An 18,056-nucleotide genomic window follows, 5' to 3' on the forward strand; every position below is an offset into this window, starting at 1 on the left:
TCAGTATTAAAGTTTAAGGCTGTTTGCTTTTGTTTCCTTTCGGGATGGAGAGAGGGAAATGGCACGCTCAACGGACTGTCTGTCCACCACTTTCTGATATTCCCAACGGTTCTTGTCAGTCATGACAAGGCCGAGATATTCAGGATGAATCTCGTCATATCGGAGTTTCTGCTGTCTTTCCCATTCCTTCATGTCTCCCTTGATAAGCCTGAATCCCTGCTGCTCCTTCAGGTCAATGCCGACTGAAACCTTCTCACCGCCCACATTCAGTTCAACAGGTTTTCCCTCCCGTACCTGCTGCTTCTGCTGCGTACCCAGTTCAATGTCGTTTACCTTCTCCATGTCCTTCAGACGCTGCTCCAGCTTGATGTCAGTGACACGCCTGTGAATGACGGATTTCGTTTCCGGATCAAGCTGGAGATACTGCTGAGTCTTTTCACCGTTTACGTTGACAGCCTTCTGTATTACCTCACCTCTGGCCAGACGTTCAGCCTCCTGCTGGGTGAGGTTGAGAACCTTGTTTCGTTCCCGGTCCAGTTCGGTACGTACCGGATAGGCAATCAGAGCCGGAGCACCGTTTTTGTCTGTAGTCATCTGAAGTTTCATCGGCATGGTGATGATACTTCCGTTCCTTGCGTTGATGGATACCTGCATGATGGGAGTCACTTCACCTGCCATCAGCTTCTCCTTCACTTCCATAGGTAAACTGTCCGCCTTTTCACGGTCGATACCCAGTATTGCCAGTTTTTCGTATGGCAACAAATCGGACTGATTTCTGTTGTGCATTTCCATATTACTGTAATTAAGCTGTTATATTTGCGGTTCTAACCGCCTGAATGCCACAAATGTATTTACGGCAATCCCCTGAAAAAGAAATGCGCAACACTATTCTGATTTTATTGCTACTGATGTTTTTGCCGGTAAGCGTATCGGCACAGTTCTATACGATAACCAGAGATTCGGAACTTATGCCAACAGAAAGACAAAAGGAGGCTTATAAGAGTGCAGGAAAGGATGTTACAGAAGGGAAAAAGAATAAGATGATGGTAAAGGATACCCTGACTGTCGGATCGGACAATCAGAAGAAATTGGATGATAACAGCCGGAATAGTGACAGGAAAGCATCCCTGAAAACAGAACTGCAAAAGAAAACAGATGATATTACTAAATCAGAAATTCATCTTCCTGAACTTACCATCCCCAACCTTTATAAAGAAATCATAAGAAACGGAATCCTGTACCCTAAAATCGTATTGGCCCAGGCTATACTGGAGACCGGATGGTTCCGTTCATCAGTATGCCGGAATAAGCATAATCTTTTTGGACTTACCAATCCACGTACAGGAAAATACTATGAATTCAATCATTGGACGGAAAGTGTACAGGCATATTATACTAAAGTGCAATATAAATACAAAGGTGGAAACTATCTGCTATGGCTTGATGAGATTGGGTATGCGGAGGATCCAAGGTATATTATTTGCCTATGTAATGTCTTGAAATATTTGTAAATGATAATATTTTTATGCTCTAATAGCCATAATGATAAATTAAAAGTCTATAATACAATTAATAAGTAGTTTATTAGCTGAAAAAATAGTATCTTTGACAAGTTAAAATAAGAATGGTTATGAAATTAGCATCAAAGATTAAAGACGGAAGAATAAATGCAACTAATGTTCTTTTAGATATGTCTATTAAAGAATATTTAAGTGTAGCAAGAGATATTATTAAGAATAACGAGTTTCAAAGGAAACGAGTAAAAAGTTCATCTACTGTATATGCGTTATTAAAAAAAGATTTACGTAGTAACTGTACTATGCCTCCGATTGTATTAGCTGTAAAGGCTGAAAAAATGAATCATCTTTTAAACCATAATGATATAAATGAGGAACAAATTAAGGATTTATTTAAACCTGATAATTTGATAATATTAGATGGCTTACAAAGGACTTATACAATTCTTGATTTAGAATCAGAATTAGTAAAGGAACATGATGATGAGACTTTAGATAGGGTTCTTAATAATAGTATTAGAGTTGAAATTTATCTTGGGATAAATAAAATAGGTATTTTATATAGAATGTTAACACTGAATACTGGTCAAACTCCAATGTCAATTAGACATCAAATAGAAATATTGTATTCTGACTATCTTGATAAAAGTATAAATGACATAACCCTTTTAAGGGAAACAGATTCTCGTCCGATAAAAAACATTGGAGATTATCAGTTTAGAGATGTAATTGAAGGTTTTAATTCATATCTTGATAGAGATGAATTAGGTATAAATCGAAATGAATTATTAGAGAATATTCAAAATTTAGAGAAACTAGCCTTAGAAAATAGTTCTTCCGATTTATTCAAAGATTACATTATAACATACAATAAATTTTTATCGAAAATTAATTCATTTGATGAAGATTGGGCTGTAAACAAGGAAAATCTAAATATTTCGAGTGTTTTCGGTAAGGATACTTTACATATATTTACCAAATCTCAGGTTTTATCTGGATTCGGTGCTGCAATCGGTAAGTTGAAAGATAATGAAGTTATTAAGGACTTCGGAACCATAAGCGAAGATATTGATAAACTAATTTTATCTAAAGATAATACATCATTTGATGCGGTTATGAATATATTGTTATGTAAATTAGATGTAATAAAAAATAAGGCAAAAAAAATAGGTCTTGAGCAGAGAATGTTTTTTACATATTTCTTCCGAGAACTATTTAATCCCAATAGTGATTCATATTTAAACATAAAACAAGCAATAGAAACAGGTTTTTATAAATATAGCAGTTTGATTTAATTGTGGAACCAGCAATAGAATACAAAAGTGATATTCATTCTTTTTTAATATTAAATGCGGAATATGATGAAATAATTGAGATACCATATATCTTGAGGGACAATGATCAAAATGGTAATGTGTTTAATGAGAAAATTAAGAATTATGGTTACAAGATATTTCATAAACAAAATTTTCAAGAGAATGATATTTTTCAAATACATGAAAGTTCTATAGATAGAAGGATTGGATGGTTAATGCCTATTTCTTCAATAATCTCAAAATCACATGATTTTGCGGATAATCCGCACTATTGCCGATATGCTTTTATTGCCTATCAGCTATTAATATCTTATGAAATTTCAGATGAAGAGTTATATACAAAGGAGTTTGACACATTAATAAATGAGAAGTTTATTGAAGATGATGCAGTAATATTTATTTACGATTATACATTAACTAAAGATGTCGGTGATTTTAAAGTTGAAAATTATTACGCATCTTTTTATATGTATGGATACTATTTAAAATCCGGATATTTGAATCCATACTGTCTTTCATCTCCACAAAATGGAAAGATAAAAATAAAAAGGACTTCAGATATTATTGTTAATAAGGATTATTTAGATAAATATTTTAATCAGTTGTGTTTTGAAGAAAATCCTTTTGTTAAGTTTCATTTATTATATCAGATAATAGAATTATTGATTGAAGATATTTTAATTTATTCTTTAGAATATACAATCTATAAATTTAAGAATAAGAAAATATACACTAGAAGCTTAAGAGAACAGATTAGTAAGGTAGAAGCAGAAAAGGATAGGATTATTTTGCTTTCCAATTGGTGTAATGTAGCATCTGATAAATATTCAGATTTACATAATTTATGTAATACATTTCTTCAAAATAAAGGAAGAGACCCTATAGATTTTCCCCAATCTTTATATGCATTTAGAAATTTTATTGTTCATGATTTTAGATATATGACAGAAGATAAGAATATTGTATCTGATGTTAATTATTTATTTGAGCAATATATTTTATATTTGCTTCTTGGCTATAAACATATGGATATATAGAATTTATATTTATAAGATAAACAAATGTACAGGGTAAAAAGCATAGAATCCATATTTTGCTATGCTTCCCTGTACAAACCCTCTTGTTCCGTTATATATGTAAATAATCATGCAGGCCATTACAGCACCAATAACCCCATAGTGCATCATTAAAGTAAATGTGCAAAAAAATTGCATATCTCTACTATATGGGAAAGAGTGACTATATCCATTAAAAAGGTAAAATATAACAATAATAAGAATCCCCCTCCACTCATAGTCCACTCCAAGCCATGAAGCGAGTCCGGCCATGCCAAGTGTCCAAAGGAATCCCAGTACCATACTACGTTGCAGAAGATTTTCAAGAACCATAAGCGTGGCCACACCCAAAGCCAGTGTAAACATCACATTATGTGTCCCATCAACACCATTCAGCAGATACCAGGGTATTTCACTGATTACGGCAAAGCCCAGCAGGGTAAAGAAATACCTGTACCTGCTTCTTGTATGAATAAACCCTTCAGCAATCAGGAAGGCAAACACAGGAAAAGCGATGCGCCCGATACAGCGCATCGTTTCGTATAATACGGTACCGTACTCCATCAGATAGAGAGCAATGTGGTCTATTACCATAGAAATCATGGCAATGACTTTCAGGGCACTGCCGCTAAGTCCAAATGCCGGTTTTAAGGTCATATTCATAAATTACATATTTAACTGATGCCGAGAAGTTCCTTTACCATATCCTCCACTTCCTGGTTCACACGCTTGAAGTTACGGTTCAGCAGGATTTCCTTCTCTTTGTCGTTTTTGAACTCATAGATTTTAGGAAGAGAAACATAGTGCTTTTCTTCGTCTTTAATCTTCTTCATGTCAAAGTGCGTCTTGCAGAAATACTTGGTAGTCCTGAACTCTTCCGACTGTTCGATGTCAAAATGGTCAAGCATACTGTCATCGGTAGCCGTAAAGTCACGTGCCGCCTGTCCGGCCAGCCAGCCTGTTGCCATATCCGCAATCTTGGCAGCAGGAACCAGAAAGTCCATCTTCTCAGAGATTGTGGTTGATACCTTGTGGTCATTGATGGAAATGGAACGTGAGGTCTGCTTTGCTTTTCCGAACACATCATTCTGTGCCCACTCCAGCGTCTCCTTGTTACGTGCTGCACCCATGAAGATATTACCGCAGGTGGTGATAATCTTCTGCATACCGACCTTGCCGTAGTCAGCTTCCAGCTGTGGAAGCTCCTGGAAACCTAAAGTTACTGCTACCTTGTTGGAACGAGCCGTACCAATAAGACGGTCTATCTTGTGAAAGTACAGTGTCGGAAGCTCGTCCACGATGATGCTCACCGGGATGTTACCCTTTGAGTTCACCCTTGTAATCAGTCGGTTCAGAACCAGGGCATTAAGAGAACCGATAACCTGTTCCTTTTCCGGGTCATTGGCAATCACCAGATAGCTCGGATTTGCCTTGTCAGAAATCTTCAGGTCGAAATCATCCCCGGTGAATACCCAGTATGCTTCCGGAGATACAAGACGTGCGGCATTCACACGTAGCGTACCGACCATACCTTCCAGCTGGTCATTCGCCTTGTTTTCATAAGCACTCTTGAAAGGAGCCATCAGTGAAGCAATCCTGTCATCCTGCATCAGGATATTGAATACCTGGTCGTATGGTCTTCCCAAGAATGAAAGCACATGCGGCATGTCCGAGTACTCTCCGGTTACGGTATCCGGTTCCACCTCATTGCCATGCTCGTCCTCATACCAGCACCTTTGAATCAGAATCTTCCTGCCGGTCCGGTCCTTATAGCTGTATCCGTTCAGGTCAACAAACATACGGTCCTCGTCAGTCGATACGTCATTGCCGTTCTCATCCACGAAATCAAGCACCACATTGCCGTCCTTGTCGATGGCATTGAAGTCATCCCAGTTGCGTATGACAATCTCCAGTTTCTTTCCCTCCAGTGATATGAAACGTCTGAGTTTCTTTCCGTTCCTGAACCCGACCGGATGGAAGTTTACAAAGAAATAGATGATGGCAGCCAGGAAGTTTTCCGCAGAGTTGGTGAAGAAGGCTTCAGAGCCGCCCTTCTTCTCTCCACCTCCCTTGTTGAGTGAGGCCAAAAGAGTAGCCGCCGTTTCAGAAGCGGCAGCCAGATCCGGAATATATTTCCGCTGAATCGGATTGATACGGTTGGAGTATTCCACATCGGTAAAGTTGATGGTACGGAATCCGCAGTTCTGAGGCAGCTTTCCTGCCTTACGGTTCTTGCAGTGCTGGTAGAAAAGCGTCTTGGCCAGTGTCGGGTACTTGAAATCATATACCATCATGGCAAAACCCTTTGCTGAATGCTGCCTGATGAACGGGTCAATGATACCGAAAGACTTACCCGAACCCGGCGTACCCAGTACAATCGTGCCACGGAACGGATTGATGATATTGATCCATCCTTTGTGCATTTTTTTCTTCCAGTAGTATATCATCGGAATGTTCACCGAGTAATCGTTGCTGACCAGCGTTTCCGACTGCTGGAACGATTCGTTTTCAAAGTTGAAACGGTCCTCACCAACCTTGTAGTTATAATATTTGGCAATTCCGTCCAGTCCCTGATGTACCAGCATGGTACCCACCACCGAACATACCGCATACAGAAGGCGGTTGGCAGGAAATCCCAGCCAGCTGAATCCGAAACTCATGCCGTGGAATACAAAACAAAGCCCTACAAGTGTCAGACCGGCCAGTACCGGATAAATGACCATTGTCCTTACATTGAACTTCAGTGACTTTTCTGCTTTTGTACCGATACAGACAATACAGATGCATATCAGTTCGGCCACCTTGCATCCCGATACGGAATTGAATACCCTGAACCGTGCCAGCAGGTCGAGTACGAACTGAGTAACCCTGTTGTCAGCCGTAACAGGCAGGTTCATGATGATTTCAATAATCAGAAAGATATAGATGCAGCTCCTGAAGTAATTGTACATCTGCTGCTGTTCCCTTGTCTCCTCAAATGCCATACGCCGTAAGATTTATATTGTCAGAAAGGAACCTTTATACCCAACAGCAGACCGTTGCGGAAGGTATCCCCATGCAGGAAGTTCACATTGTTCTTCTGTATGACAGAGAACTCCAGTCCGCTGCGGAACACATAGCTGTATTCAAATCCGGCCTCCAGCCCGAAGAAGAATTTTTTCTGTACCGCACCGAACTGTGGCCCAAGACGAAGGCGCATCATGCCGTTCTTGTACCTTGCCAGACGGTGCTTGTAAACTATACCGCCATCCCAGAAATATCCTTTCCAAAAGTTGTGACATACAGGTTTCTGCCAGTGATTCCCGACCTCACCATATACTTCGACCGCATTTCCGTATGAAAGCGGATACTCATAACCCAAAGTAGCATTCAGCGTACTTGGAAAAAGGAATCCGGCATTGACGGAAACCTTTCCGGTCTGTGCCGATGCACCGATGAATGCAACCGAGCACAACAGAATGAACAGAATCTTCTTCATGGCCTATCTTTTTATGGAATGATCAATATAATAGTAGGGGTAATAGTCTGCACCGTCCAGAATATCCGAGTCGAAGCCGTCCGCATTGAGAATGTCCTCATACTCGATGGTGAGTACCACCACACGTCCGCTTATCTGGTTTTCGGAAATCTCCAGACGGAGCACCTTTTCTTCAGGGAAAGTGAGCTTCGGAATCACGAGCACATTCCTGTAGTCCTTCCTGAACTTACGTGTGTTGTTCATGCAGAATACCGGAGTAAGCTCTATGGTCTGTGAGTTGGTTGCCTTTGTCTCCTTTTTGTCAGTAAGTTTTACCCTTATTTCTTCAATGTCGTATGCAATTCTGGTTTTGTTTTTCAGCGTATAGTCCAGAAAGAAATAGTCACCGATGGAATAGATATTGTTGATGTATGCTCTGATCCCGTTTTTATTGGATACAATCTGGTTGAACTTTCTCCTGCTTCCATAGACAGCCCAGGCATATCGTGCAATCTCAGCCATCGGCATGGAAACCTCCGGATTGATATAGGACTGTGTCTCATTGTAGGATACATTGTAGATGGTAGAAGCATATTTGGGTGATTCGGTATAGAGGATGTCATACTGGGCAATATGACGCTCACCGATAATGGTTAGTGTACCCAGCAGTTCGTTTTCCCTGTAACCTTCAGATAATATGGAATCATTCTCCAGATAAGGCTTGATGCGGACGATATTATCTGTACACTGATTGCCTATAATTTTAGTAGTGGAAATATCCACCATTTTGATGTTTTCGGGCATGACAATGTGCGTGGTCACTTCCCGGTTGATGTATATCTTCTCGTTAGCCGACAGATGTACGGCTATGCCTGTGATAAGGCATGTTATCAGAAAAATTCTGGTTTTCATATTGGAATATTAAAATGTTACTATAATTTTCTTTGCTGTATTCAGATATATTATCTCGCATCCTCCGAGTTTATCAGGTAAACAATGGTATTGTACTTGATTTTCGCCTTGTTCTTTCTGATATTGGAAGATATTGCAGAGGTAGCAGAGTTGTACATGTTCTGCAGCGACTGGAGTGCAATGGCCTCAGTCGAAATACCTGTACCGTAACCGTCACTGGATTCAAAGCTGATATTCTGCTGTACCGTGTTGGAACCGGCATCCTTCATGAAATCACGGAATGCAGATTCAGGAACATAGAAGCCTTCCATACCGTCATTGTCAAATACAGAAAGCTTGACCTTGATGAACCTGTCGCCGATAAGGATACTGGTTATGGAAGCCCTGACACGCTGCTGACCGAAACCTGTTACCGTTCCATAGAGGTAAGTTCCCTTTTTCAGCTTTGTATCGCTTACCGTCACATCGTCCATAAGCTTGAATCGCAGACGTGTGCCTTCATGCGCCTTTGTAGTCTGGTCAATCATGGCACGTATCAGCTTGTTCTCGGCAAATTCATCCGGAGTAGTAACCGTATTGAATCTTTCGGCATTGGTGTCATTGGACTTGATTACCAGACTCGGACGGTTGCGTTCCCTTTCCTCCTGACGTACTTTAGCTATGGAATCAGCCCTGTGCTTTCTTTCAGCTTCCTCTGCTTCCGGGTCTTTGATACCCAGTCCGCTTTCAATGGCCTTCTGCCGTTCATAGCTCCTCCGCTGAATCTCTTCAAGGTCACGTGCGAACTCGTCCTGTGAGGAATAGCCCATACCTCCGTAACCCGTTTCACTGTTTTCCGAAGGACCGTTTCCGTAAGCATATGCATTGATATGCTTTCTTGATTCTGCAAGGGAACGCTCCAGTTTTTCAAGTTCTCTCTGCTGTCGCTGTCTTTCAGCTTCAGCTGCATCCAGTCTGTTCAGTTCCTCTTCGCTGTAGCCGTGTTCCAGTTCCTCCTTCTTCTGTTCTTCCTCCCCGATACCGCTGACGGCTGTGAAGGCATCCTCGTCACCGAAACGTCTGGACATCTCATACATTTTGTCTCCGGCTTCCTCGGCATTGGCCTGGGGAAGTTCCATGTTGATACGGTCTGTAGCTACCGTTCCGGCAGTTTCCTCACTACCGGAGAAGGTCTGCATCACGAAGTATACCAGTGCGCACAGCGGAACGAATATGACCAGCGGAAAGATATACTTGGGCTGTTTGAAATTAATCTTAATCATGGGTTATCATTGTTTTTAATGGATTTGACTATATTTTCCAGCTGCCGGTATTTGAGGATGATCCGCAAGGAATCCTCACGACTCTTTACTGGTATGGCAATCATGGAGTCCAGTTCATGACGCAGTAACTGTCCCTTTACCGTCATGTCCGTCAATACACTGCGGTGAATGTCCTTGTTTGCCTGGATGGTACGGAATCCCTGAAACACCGGTTCCATTGCGGCTATCGAACTGACATCTGGCTCACTCTGTTTCCCGTTGCCGGAATCTATGGCTACGGTACTTACAAGTAGCAGAAGCAGCGTTCCCGCTACACCTGCGAATGTCGTTTTCGGATGTTTAGCCGCACATCTGTTGGCCAGTCTGATTCTTGCGGCCAGACGGTATCTTGTTCCGATGACACCCAGTTTGGGCTGCAACCACGACCTGACAAGCAGATGCGTTTTCAGACGGCTTTCCTGTATCTTTTTTCTGAATGATTTCATAATATCAGTATATCAATAGTCCAAATCCCTGTTTTCAAGAGTCCTCCAGCCGGTAATGAGCAGACCGTGCGGATTGTTCCTTGTCCTCGGTACGGACTCGATGTAACCTGTTGTCACCATCGAGCGTCTGATGTCCCTGGTCCTGCGCTTGATAAGCTGCGTACCGTAATAGGTAAACTTCCGTTCATGTTCGTCAAACTGAATGGAGTCACACATGATGGTGCAGACAGCCGAAGAGGAAATGATGTCAGAGTAGAAACCGTTCTCGTCCATGGCCTGTTTCTGTTTCAGCGCAGTCCCGTCAGCCATATACATTGCTTTCCCTACCGTCCATTTGATATAGTCGTTGTCGGGCGGCAGGTTGAAGAAATACTGGTGGACTTTCTTTATATAACGATATAATCAACTGTATTACAGTAAATAGCACTTATTACTATTTCTTGAAGTAACAAGACAGAAACAACATAGGTGATTTATGAGAACTCAAAGGAATGTTTGCCAGACTTGCCTGATGGGTGCGAAAGAGGGGGTGTCTAATGCATCGACTTCCTGAATCAAAGATTCAGGTGCAACGCAGCATTTAACTATTCTGTAAAAACACAACCCTATGGTTGTTCGGTTCTGGATAATTATTGTACCTTTGCAATCAAGACAGGAAAAGGATGTATTTCAATGGACACAACGGCAGATAAAACGCTTTCCGTTGCTTCGGTGCCGGAAGCGCAAAGGATGGAACAGGATATAAAGGATTGGGCGCAGTATTCTCAATGGATTGCCGCTGCCATGTCCAAACGGATGTCGGAACTTGGCTTGACACAGAAAATGCTTGCCGAAAAGATGGGCTGCACCCAGCAGTACATATCCAAGGTGTTGAAAGGGAAAAAGAATATGTCGTTGGAAACCATCTGCAAGATTGAAAATGCATTGGGCATTGAGATTATCAAAAACCTGAATGAAATTAAGTAGTAAAAGAGGTATGGCTAAAGACAGGGAAAAGATAGAGGACAAGGCAAATGAACCGGTCGCAAATTGCGACCAGTCACCTATGGCTGCCGATATACAGCCGATGATTCGAGTAATCAGAGGTCAGCAAGTTATTATTGACAGGGATTTGGCTTTGTTGTATGGTGTGGAAACCAGAGCATTGAATCAGGCAGTAAAACGTAATATCGAGCGGTTTCCTGACGACTTCATGTTTCAACTGGACAAAGAAGATGTTGAAATCTTGAAATCACAAAATGTGACTTCAAGTTGGGGTGGCGACAGAAGGTTGCCTTATGCTTTCACCGAACAAGGTATCGCCATGCTTAGCTCCGTCTTGAAATCACAGACTGCGGTGGAAGTGAACATCCGCATCATGAGAGCCTTTGTGTCCATGCGCCGTTTCATCGCTACCAATGCCCAACTGTTCCAACGGCTTGAAACGATAGAATATCATCAGCTTGAAATGAAACGGCATCAGGAGGTGACGGACAAGCGCATCGACGAGGTGTTCAAACGACTGGAAGCCAATATTCCTCCCATGCAGGGTATATTCTACGACGGGCAGGTGTTTGATGCTTACCGTTTTGTATCTGACTTGATACGAAAGGCAAAACGCACCATTGCGCTGATTGATAACTATGTGGATGATACGGTACTGACCCTGCTCGACAAAAGGGAAAAAGGAGTGACTGCCACTATCTACACACAACGTGTAAGCGACCGGTTCCAACTGGATGTTGACCGTCACAACGCTCAATATCCGCCAGTCAGGATAGAGCGGTTAAACAAAGCGCATGACCGTTTTCTGCTTATAGACGACGAAGTGTACCACATCGGGGCATCGATTAAGGATTTGGGCAAAAAGTGGTTCGGGTTCACGCTTATGCGTGACATTCCGGCCTCAGAAATCATCAATAGAATCAAGGATTAGCCAATGCACGAATTGTTTTTTGATGCGTTATTCTCATCATGGGGCAAGCTTGGACGGCCCTATTTTATTGACTATTAGCCATATTAATTATTATTTTTGAATTCTTTTTTGAAATACATATTCCCCAATATTCAGAATAACGGAAAAACCTTGTAATTTTGTACCCGGCAAGTGGGAAAGTAACCGATAATCTTTCTGCAAGCCTGAGATATTAACAAAAAACAAGGTAATAATGGATTATACAATATACGAATTTTCGCTTTTCATTGCGTTGCCGTTGATGCTGTTCTTCGGCTTTTATTTTTTGTTGGCCAAAATACCGGAAAAAGTCATTTTCGGAAATTATCTGCGCTCCCGTCGGATCATAGGGATAGCATTGCTGCTGCTTGCCGCCAATTATTCGGTGCATTTCTTTTTTGGAATCCGGTTCAAGAACGCCAATGCGGCCATTTTGATGAACCTTTCGACCTACTTCCTGTGTTACTGGCTTTTCAGCTCGGCACTCACGACATTGCTGGACCGCTTTTACATCACAAAGCGCCGTTTGCGGACGCATATCAGCCTTTGGGTCATTTTTTCCATCCTTTCCTGCATCGTGCTGATGTTGTTGCCGGAAGGGATTTTGCAGACAATTGCGCTGTTTGCTCTGGCTGCGTGGCTGGTCACTTATGGATTCGTCTTGGCCCGCAGGCTTATTCTGGCATATAACCGTGCCATCAGGATTTTCAACGAAACGTATTCGGATGACATAGGCGCGTATATCAAGTGGCTTTCTATTTTCACATGGTGGGCTGTCATATTCGGCGTGGGATGCGGACTGCTCACATTCCTGCCTGACAAATACGTTTATATCTGGATTCTGTCATCCATCCCGTTCTACGGCTATCTGTTTTATTCCTACCAGAACTACATGATATTCTATGAGCAGGTGGAGCGTACGCTGGAGATAGAGAACGCGGCGGATGATGAGAAGAAAAAGACGGAAACAGAAAAGGAATCACCCAAATATTTCGACGGCATAGAAAGCAGCCTGATGCCTTGGCTGGAAAACAAGAGCTATACGCAATCCGGATTCACCATACAGGACATGGCGAAAACGCTCGGCACCAACAGGACTTATCTGAATGCTTACATAAAGGACAAATATCATGCGACATTCTGCGAATGGATAACCGGCCTTCGGTTGGAATACGCGAAGACCATGCTGAAGGAGCATCCGGAAATGAGCATACAAAAAATCGCGGAGTCGTCAGGCTTTTTGTCCCGCAGTTATTTTATCAAGTCGTTCACTGAAAAGGAAGGATGCACACCCGCCAAATGGAGAAAACCATAGCCAGATACACGGGTTGCGGATTTGTGCTCAATCAACAAAAAGTGCTCAATCAACAAAAATAAGTGCTCATATAACAATTTGCAAAGTGCTCATACAACAAATTCTATAAATGCTGATTATTGACTGAAAATAATCGGCGGAGCATTTTGCGCGACAGATGTTTTTCCATAATTTTGTGGATGGCAACTGATAATAAATCAAGTTTATATGAGCAAAAAAATCCTATTTTTCACCCTATTTCTGTGGCTGACGGCAGTAATTGTACCTGTCTTTGCGCAAGAGAAAGCGGACACCACCTACACCTTCCGTTTCGTACCACAGAAGGATATGTTCTATGTGCCGCTTGACGGCAACGACCGGGAACTTGCCCGGCTGCTGGAATGCGTGCGCCGGAACAAGGACAGCATACTCAGCGGCAGTCTTCCGCTCTATGTGGACGGCTACTGCAATTCCCTTGACAGCGAAAAGGAAAACCTGCGGATGGCCGCCATCCGTTCCAACCGTGTGAAATCGGAACTCATTGTGCGCGGCGGAATCAAAGAGGAATGTTTCATCACCAAGCCCCACGCCAAAAGCCATGCTGCCGACGGTGATTTAGTCATCGTCCGTCTGACAGTACCTGCACCGGAAGCATCCGCCACTGAATCGGAAGGGCTAAGCAAGGCAGAGGAAGAACGCCTTGCCGCCGAACGAGCCGAACAGGAACGCAAAGCTACTGAAGAACGGCGCAAGGCTGAAGAAGCACGCCACGCTACCGAAAAAGCGGAAGCTGACAGACCTGCCAAAGAACAGGCGGCAAGGCAAGCTGAACAGCACCAAGAGATAACTGCCACTCCGTTGGAATCCCCATCATCTGCCCATTACCATTTTGCCCTGCGTGCCAACCTGCTGCGTTGGGCGACACTCACCCCCGACTTGGGCTTGGAGTGGCGCGTCCATCCCTCGTGGGGAATCCTCGTAAACGGCTCGTGGACTTCTTGGAGCTGGAGCGACAAAGACCGCCGCTATGCACTCTGGGAAGTGGCTCCGGAAGTGCGTTACTACATGGGCGAGAAGAAAGCCTGGTATCTGGGTGCTATGTTCAAGGCCGGACAGTTCAACTACAAGCTCTCCGAAACAGGCAAGCAGGGCGACCTGATGGGTGGCGGCATCACTGCCGGCTACCGGCTGCGGCTGAACAAGGCATTAGATCTTGATTTCAACCTCGGCTTGGGCTACCTGAATGCCGACTATGAGAAATATGAAGTCATCGACGGTGTGCGCGTACGCCGTGGCAACGAGACAAAGGACTGGTGGGGCCCCATCAATGCCGGTGTGACATTGGTATGGAAGTTATTCTAACTCGGAGGAATCGAATATGAAAGCAAGACAATATATAAATATGATGGGAATGGCAGCCGCCGTGCTGCTCTCTTCCTGCGTGAAGGACACGCTTTATGACACGCCGCATCCCGACTACGGGAAGATTGCGGTGACAGCCGACTGGTCGGCCCGCGGTGAGGGCATCGACATACCTGCCACATGGACGGTCACCATGGGCGACTACACGGGTACGGAGACTTCCGCCACCCATGCCCCCGACCATCTGTTTGCTCCGGGCAGCTACACCCTTGCGGTGTGGAACCCGGCTGAAGGAATCACGGTAAGCGGCACCACCGCCACCGTTGCCGCAGCCACGGGAAACCGGGCAGGCACGGATGCCTTTGTAAACAATACTCCGGGATGGTTCTTCACCTATACGGAACAGTTGAGCATCGAGAAAGACAAGGACTATCCGCTGACCGCCGCAATGAAGCAGCAGGTACGCGAGCTGACGCTTGTCGTCGAACCGACGGGTGATGCCGCCGGACGCATCACGGAGATTATTGCCCATCTGACGGGTGCAGCCGGAACACTCGACTTCGCAACCGATACCTACGGAGCCGCTTCGAGCGTCGTACTGCCCTTCACCAAGATAACCGAAGGTGATGATGCCGGCAAGTGGAAAGCCACGGTGCGGCTGCTGGGTGTGACCGGCACGGAACAGTTGCTGACGGGCGAAATCCGCTATGCTGACGGCAACCCGACCCCCACCACGTTGAAAAGCGACCTTACGGAAGCTCTCAAGGAGTTCAACACCGGAAAGGGCGAATCGCTGACCCTCGGCGGAACGCTGGTTGAGACTCCCGAAGGCATGGAAGTGGACGGAGCCGGAATTACCGGCTGGGAAGAAGTGAAAGGTGATGATGTAAATGCCGATTTGTAACTAATAAAATGACAGATATAATGAAGACAAGATTTTTTGCACTTGCGGCGCTCGCCCTCGCACTGGCAGCCTGCAATAACGACAACGAGATTCTGAACAATGACGGTCCCGTGGCCGCCCGGTTTATCGCCGACATCGCCCCCGCCACCCGCGCCAGCGGAACCACATGGGATAACGGAGACCGCATCGGCGTCACCGACATCGGCAACGACACCCAGTACGGTAACGTGCCTTTCATCCTGAAGAACGGGAAATTTGAGGCAGAAGAAAAGGTCATCTATATCGAAGATGCAAAGACCCATACTTTCCGCGCCTACTATCCGTACAACGCGGCGGGAGGCACCCTCGCAGCCACGACCGATGCCACGGCGCAGCAGAACCAGCCTGCCATCGACTTCCTCTTTGCTTCAGGAGCCACGGGGGACAAAAACAGCCCGGTAGTGAGCTTCACCGACAAAACGAAGGATGGCGGTGCAGACAACTCCTTCCACCACCGCATGAGCCAGATAACCCTTACCTTCGAGGCGGGCGACGGCGTGGATTTCAGTATGATCAAGCCTGAACGTTACACGCTGGACGGATTGAAACTCACCGGTACGTTCAACACGGCCGACGGCATTGCCACCGCAGACGACGGGGCACAGACCGGAGAACTGACCATGGAGCTGGCCGACGGCAACCTCACGTCATCGGTCATCCTCTTCCCGCAGACAGCTGCATCCCTGCCGTTGACTGTGAATTACAGAAGTCAGAATTATCGTGCCACGCTCACCGTGCCCGAAGGCGCACTGCAGGCGGGCAACAACTATACCTATACCGTCAAGGTACGCAACAAAAACCTTGAAGTCAGCGAAGCCACCATTGCAAAGTGGAACGATGTAGACGGCGGAGAAGTGGGTGCTGACCTGTAAGACAATGAAGAATTAAGAATGAAGAATTATGAGACATAGATTATTTATCCCCGCAGCCACCGCGCTGCTGATAGCCCTCACCGCCTGCACGCAGGACGAACTGGCTGACGACAACCGTCTGCCCGAAGGTGAATATCCCGTAGTGATCCGTGCCACCGGACTGTCCGTAGAGGCAACGCCGCAGGCAGCCCCATCCACCCGTGCCACCGTGGACGGCGACTGGCAGGGCGTACAGACCGTGGCACTCAAGATGGGCGACGCGGTAAAGGAATACACCATAACGGCTACGGATGCCGACGGATACAAGAGCGCCACGCTCTCATGCGAGAACGACCCGCACTACTGGACCAGCCGCGACCCGATTACCGTATCGGCATGGTGGCCCCTCGACAAGGCTGACATCACACGGATGCCTGCCGTGAAGGTGGCCGAAGACCAGAGCAAGTTGGCAGACTTCCAGAACAGCGACTTTATCTCTGCTGAAAACCAGACGGTAAAATTTGACGACCCGACTCTTGAATTTACCCACCGCACGGCACGCGTGGCCATCGAACTGAAGCCCGGCACAGGATTCACGAGCGTGGACGGTGCCACGGTGAGCCTCGTGAGCCTGTCAGCCGATAACGGCAACCCGACCGCCATTAAGACCTACCACGCAAGCGGCAACAGCTACGAGGCACTGACCGCCCCGCAGACCGTTGCGAAAGGCGAGCCGTTCATCCGCGTGGAACTTGGCGGCGGAACCTTCTACTTCCGCCCGCAGAACGACGTCGTATTAGAGGCGGGCAACCGCTATACCTACACCGTCAAGGTGAACGCCACCGGCCTGACGCTGGAGGGCTGCACCATCGGCGGCTGGGAACCCGGCCAAGGCGAGAGCGGCGCAGCCGAGGATTTGGGCTATAACTACGACACCACCACCAAGACCTACACGGTCTATAACGCAGACGGCCTGATGGCATGGAACGAAGCTACACGAAAAGACCTCAGCATCAACTGCACCCTGACTGCCGACATCAACCTGACGGGCAAGAATTGGATGCCGATAGACAAATATGGATATAGTGGTGGCTATCAAGGAGTCTTAGATGGACAGGGACACCGCATCACGGGACTTGCCACCACTACAGATGGCACGATGACGTATGAGGCTGTTGCGTTGTTTGGCTGTATCGGCGACAACGGCGAGGTGAAAAACCTACAATTAGATGTGGCATTCCATGTGATAAAATACGGTCTGACGAGCAGTATAGCGGTGTCCAATCACGGCAAAATTACCGCCTGCTCCGCAACGGGAACGATAAAATCAGCCAATTCCGGTGTCGGAGGCATAGCGTGGACCAACTACGGCACCATCACCGCCTGCTGGTTCAACGGAACATTAAGTGGACAAGATATGGCTGGTTATACTCAAATCGGCGGCATAGGGTGGGAAAACGCTGGTGGCACCATCACCGCCTGCTACTGGGGTGGAAATGCCTTATCGGGACTGTTTTCTGGTACAGGCGAAACTACAAAGGTCAACGACGATGAAAACTGGCAGACAGCCGTGGATGGCATGAACGCCGCCCTCACCGGCAACGACTACCAGTGGGTACTCGGTCCCGACGACCTGCCCGTACTGCAAAAGAAACAATAACAACCCCTA

17 protein-coding genes and 1 pseudogene are annotated in these 18,056 nt (G+C 45.6%); 10 read left to right on the forward strand and 8 right to left on the reverse strand.

Annotation, left to right across the window (positions count from 1 at the left end; genetic code table 11):
• Positions 1-6: 6 nt before the first annotated feature.
• Positions 7-792, reverse strand: coding sequence for a DUF4099 domain-containing protein (locus H9626_RS01495; RefSeq protein WP_191709325.1), 786 nt, complete (start codon positions 790-792; stop codon positions 7-9).
• 83 nt (positions 793-875) lie between these two features.
• Here H9626_RS01495 and H9626_RS01500 point away from each other — a divergent pair, with 83 nt between their 5' ends.
• The 3 genes from H9626_RS01500 to H9626_RS01510 all read left to right on the forward strand — a co-directional run bounded on the left by H9626_RS01500 (position 876) and on the right by H9626_RS01510 (position 3,870).
• Positions 876-1,511 (forward strand): glucosaminidase domain-containing protein, encoded by a 636-nt coding sequence (locus H9626_RS01500; RefSeq protein ID WP_191709326.1) that lies wholly within the window; start codon positions 876-878, stop codon positions 1,509-1,511.
• 119 nt (positions 1,512-1,630) lie between these two features.
• Entirely contained in the window at positions 1,631-2,812 is a 1,182-nt protein-coding gene (locus H9626_RS01505; protein ID WP_181986720.1) for a hypothetical protein, read from the forward strand.
• A 2-nt stretch (positions 2,813-2,814) separates the two neighbouring features.
• Positions 2,815-3,870: a hypothetical protein gene (locus H9626_RS01510; protein WP_225230840.1), complete on the forward strand. Its 1,056-nt coding sequence runs from the start codon at positions 2,815-2,817 to the stop codon at positions 3,868-3,870.
• Positions 3,871-3,879: 9 nt separating this feature from the next.
• On the opposite strand, the gene H9626_RS01515 is transcribed toward H9626_RS01510, so the two are convergent.
• From H9626_RS01515 to H9626_RS01545, 7 genes and pseudogenes are all read right to left on the reverse strand, one after another.
• Entirely contained in the window at positions 3,880-4,551 is a 672-nt protein-coding gene (locus H9626_RS01515) for a TraX family protein (protein WP_118233139.1), read from the reverse strand.
• 11 nt (positions 4,552-4,562) lie between these two features.
• Entirely contained in the window at positions 4,563-6,872 is a 2,310-nt protein-coding gene (locus H9626_RS01520) for a type IV secretory system conjugative DNA transfer family protein (protein ID WP_191709327.1), read from the reverse strand.
• 20 nt (positions 6,873-6,892) lie between these two features.
• The gene (locus tag H9626_RS01525) at positions 6,893-7,366 is read right to left on the reverse strand and encodes a hypothetical protein (RefSeq protein ID WP_191709328.1); all 474 of its coding nucleotides are present in this window, start codon (positions 7,364-7,366) and stop codon (positions 6,893-6,895) included.
• A gap of 3 nt (positions 7,367-7,369) precedes the next feature.
• On the reverse strand, positions 7,370-8,257 hold the full coding sequence (gene traN, locus H9626_RS01530) for a conjugative transposon protein TraN (RefSeq protein WP_191709329.1): 888 nt from the start codon (positions 8,255-8,257) through the stop codon (positions 7,370-7,372).
• 50 nt (positions 8,258-8,307) lie between these two features.
• Positions 8,308-9,519, reverse strand: coding sequence for a conjugative transposon protein TraM (locus H9626_RS01535; protein WP_191709330.1), 1,212 nt, complete (start codon positions 9,517-9,519; stop codon positions 8,308-8,310).
• Complete coding sequence (locus tag H9626_RS01540; protein WP_018711104.1) at positions 9,516-10,004, reverse strand: hypothetical protein; 489 nt, start codon at positions 10,002-10,004, stop codon at positions 9,516-9,518. The genes H9626_RS01535 and H9626_RS01540 overlap by 4 nt, the downstream gene beginning before the upstream one ends.
• 12 nt (positions 10,005-10,016) lie before the next feature.
• Positions 10,017-10,397 (reverse strand): annotated as a pseudogene (locus H9626_RS01545) (conjugative transposon protein TraK); the annotation flags it as partial.
• A gap of 279 nt (positions 10,398-10,676) precedes the next feature.
• Here H9626_RS01545 and H9626_RS01550 point away from each other — a divergent pair.
• From H9626_RS01550 to H9626_RS01580, 7 genes are all read left to right on the forward strand, one after another.
• Positions 10,677-10,970, forward strand: a complete 294-nt coding sequence (locus tag H9626_RS01550) for a helix-turn-helix domain-containing protein (RefSeq protein WP_191709331.1) — start codon at positions 10,677-10,679, stop codon at positions 10,968-10,970.
• A complete protein-coding gene (locus H9626_RS01555; RefSeq protein WP_225230841.1) occupies positions 10,957-11,919 on the forward strand; it encodes an ORF6N domain-containing protein in 963 nt (320 codons plus the stop codon). The genes H9626_RS01550 and H9626_RS01555 overlap by 14 nt, the downstream gene beginning before the upstream one ends.
• Before the next feature lie 280 nt (positions 11,920-12,199).
• Positions 12,200-13,252, forward strand: a complete 1,053-nt coding sequence (locus tag H9626_RS01560; protein WP_191709839.1) for an AraC family transcriptional regulator — start codon at positions 12,200-12,202, stop codon at positions 13,250-13,252.
• 207 nt (positions 13,253-13,459) lie between these two features.
• Entirely contained in the window at positions 13,460-14,593 is a 1,134-nt protein-coding gene (locus H9626_RS01565) for a DUF3575 domain-containing protein (RefSeq protein WP_191709332.1), read from the forward strand.
• Positions 14,594-14,609: 16 nt separating this feature from the next.
• Positions 14,610-15,497 (forward strand): FimB/Mfa2 family fimbrial subunit, encoded by an 888-nt coding sequence (locus H9626_RS01570; protein ID WP_191709333.1) that lies wholly within the window; start codon positions 14,610-14,612, stop codon positions 15,495-15,497.
• A 20-nt stretch (positions 15,498-15,517) separates the two neighbouring features.
• Positions 15,518-16,408, forward strand: a complete 891-nt coding sequence (locus H9626_RS01575) for a fimbrillin family protein (protein ID WP_191709334.1) — start codon at positions 15,518-15,520, stop codon at positions 16,406-16,408.
• 28 nt (positions 16,409-16,436) lie between these two features.
• Complete coding sequence (locus H9626_RS01580; RefSeq protein WP_191709335.1) at positions 16,437-18,047, forward strand: fimbrillin family protein; 1,611 nt, start codon at positions 16,437-16,439, stop codon at positions 18,045-18,047.
• The last annotated feature ends 9 nt before the right edge of the window (positions 18,048-18,056 follow it).

Origin of the sequence: Phocaeicola faecium, from assembly GCF_014837055.1 — a bacterium.
GTDB classification, from domain to species: Bacteria; Bacteroidota; Bacteroidia; order Bacteroidales; family Bacteroidaceae; genus Phocaeicola; species Phocaeicola gallinarum.

Coding starts and splice junctions, on each gene's coding strand:
- H9626_RS01525 (WP_191709328.1), bottom strand. CDS start 7,366: ATGAAGAAGATTCTGTTCATTCTGTTGTGCTCGGTTGCATTCATCGGT.
- traN (WP_191709329.1), bottom strand. CDS start 8,257: ATGAAAACCAGAATTTTTCTGATAACATGCCTTATCACAGGCATAGCC.
- H9626_RS01555 (WP_225230841.1), top strand. CDS start 10,957: ATGAAATTAAGTAGTAAAAGAGGTATGGCTAAAGACAGGGAAAAGATA.
- H9626_RS01505 (WP_181986720.1), top strand. CDS start 1,631: ATGAAATTAGCATCAAAGATTAAAGACGGAAGAATAAATGCAACTAAT.
- H9626_RS01535 (WP_191709330.1), bottom strand. CDS start 9,519: ATGATTAAGATTAATTTCAAACAGCCCAAGTATATCTTTCCGCTGGTC.
- H9626_RS01520 (WP_191709327.1), bottom strand. CDS start 6,872: ATGGCATTTGAGGAGACAAGGGAACAGCAGCAGATGTACAATTACTTC.
- H9626_RS01540 (WP_018711104.1), bottom strand. CDS start 10,004: ATGAAATCATTCAGAAAAAAGATACAGGAAAGCCGTCTGAAAACGCAT.
- H9626_RS01495 (WP_191709325.1), bottom strand. CDS start 792: ATGGAAATGCACAACAGAAATCAGTCCGATTTGTTGCCATACGAAAAA.
- H9626_RS01570 (WP_191709333.1), top strand. CDS start 14,610: ATGAAAGCAAGACAATATATAAATATGATGGGAATGGCAGCCGCCGTG.
- H9626_RS01565 (WP_191709332.1), top strand. CDS start 13,460: ATGAGCAAAAAAATCCTATTTTTCACCCTATTTCTGTGGCTGACGGCA.
- H9626_RS01560 (WP_191709839.1), top strand. CDS start 12,200: ATGCTGTTCTTCGGCTTTTATTTTTTGTTGGCCAAAATACCGGAAAAA.
- H9626_RS01550 (WP_191709331.1), top strand. CDS start 10,677: ATGGACACAACGGCAGATAAAACGCTTTCCGTTGCTTCGGTGCCGGAA.
- H9626_RS01580 (WP_191709335.1), top strand. CDS start 16,437: ATGAGACATAGATTATTTATCCCCGCAGCCACCGCGCTGCTGATAGCC.
- H9626_RS01515 (WP_118233139.1), bottom strand. CDS start 4,551: ATGAATATGACCTTAAAACCGGCATTTGGACTTAGCGGCAGTGCCCTG.
- H9626_RS01575 (WP_191709334.1), top strand. CDS start 15,518: ATGAAGACAAGATTTTTTGCACTTGCGGCGCTCGCCCTCGCACTGGCA.
- H9626_RS01500 (WP_191709326.1), top strand. CDS start 876: ATGCGCAACACTATTCTGATTTTATTGCTACTGATGTTTTTGCCGGTA.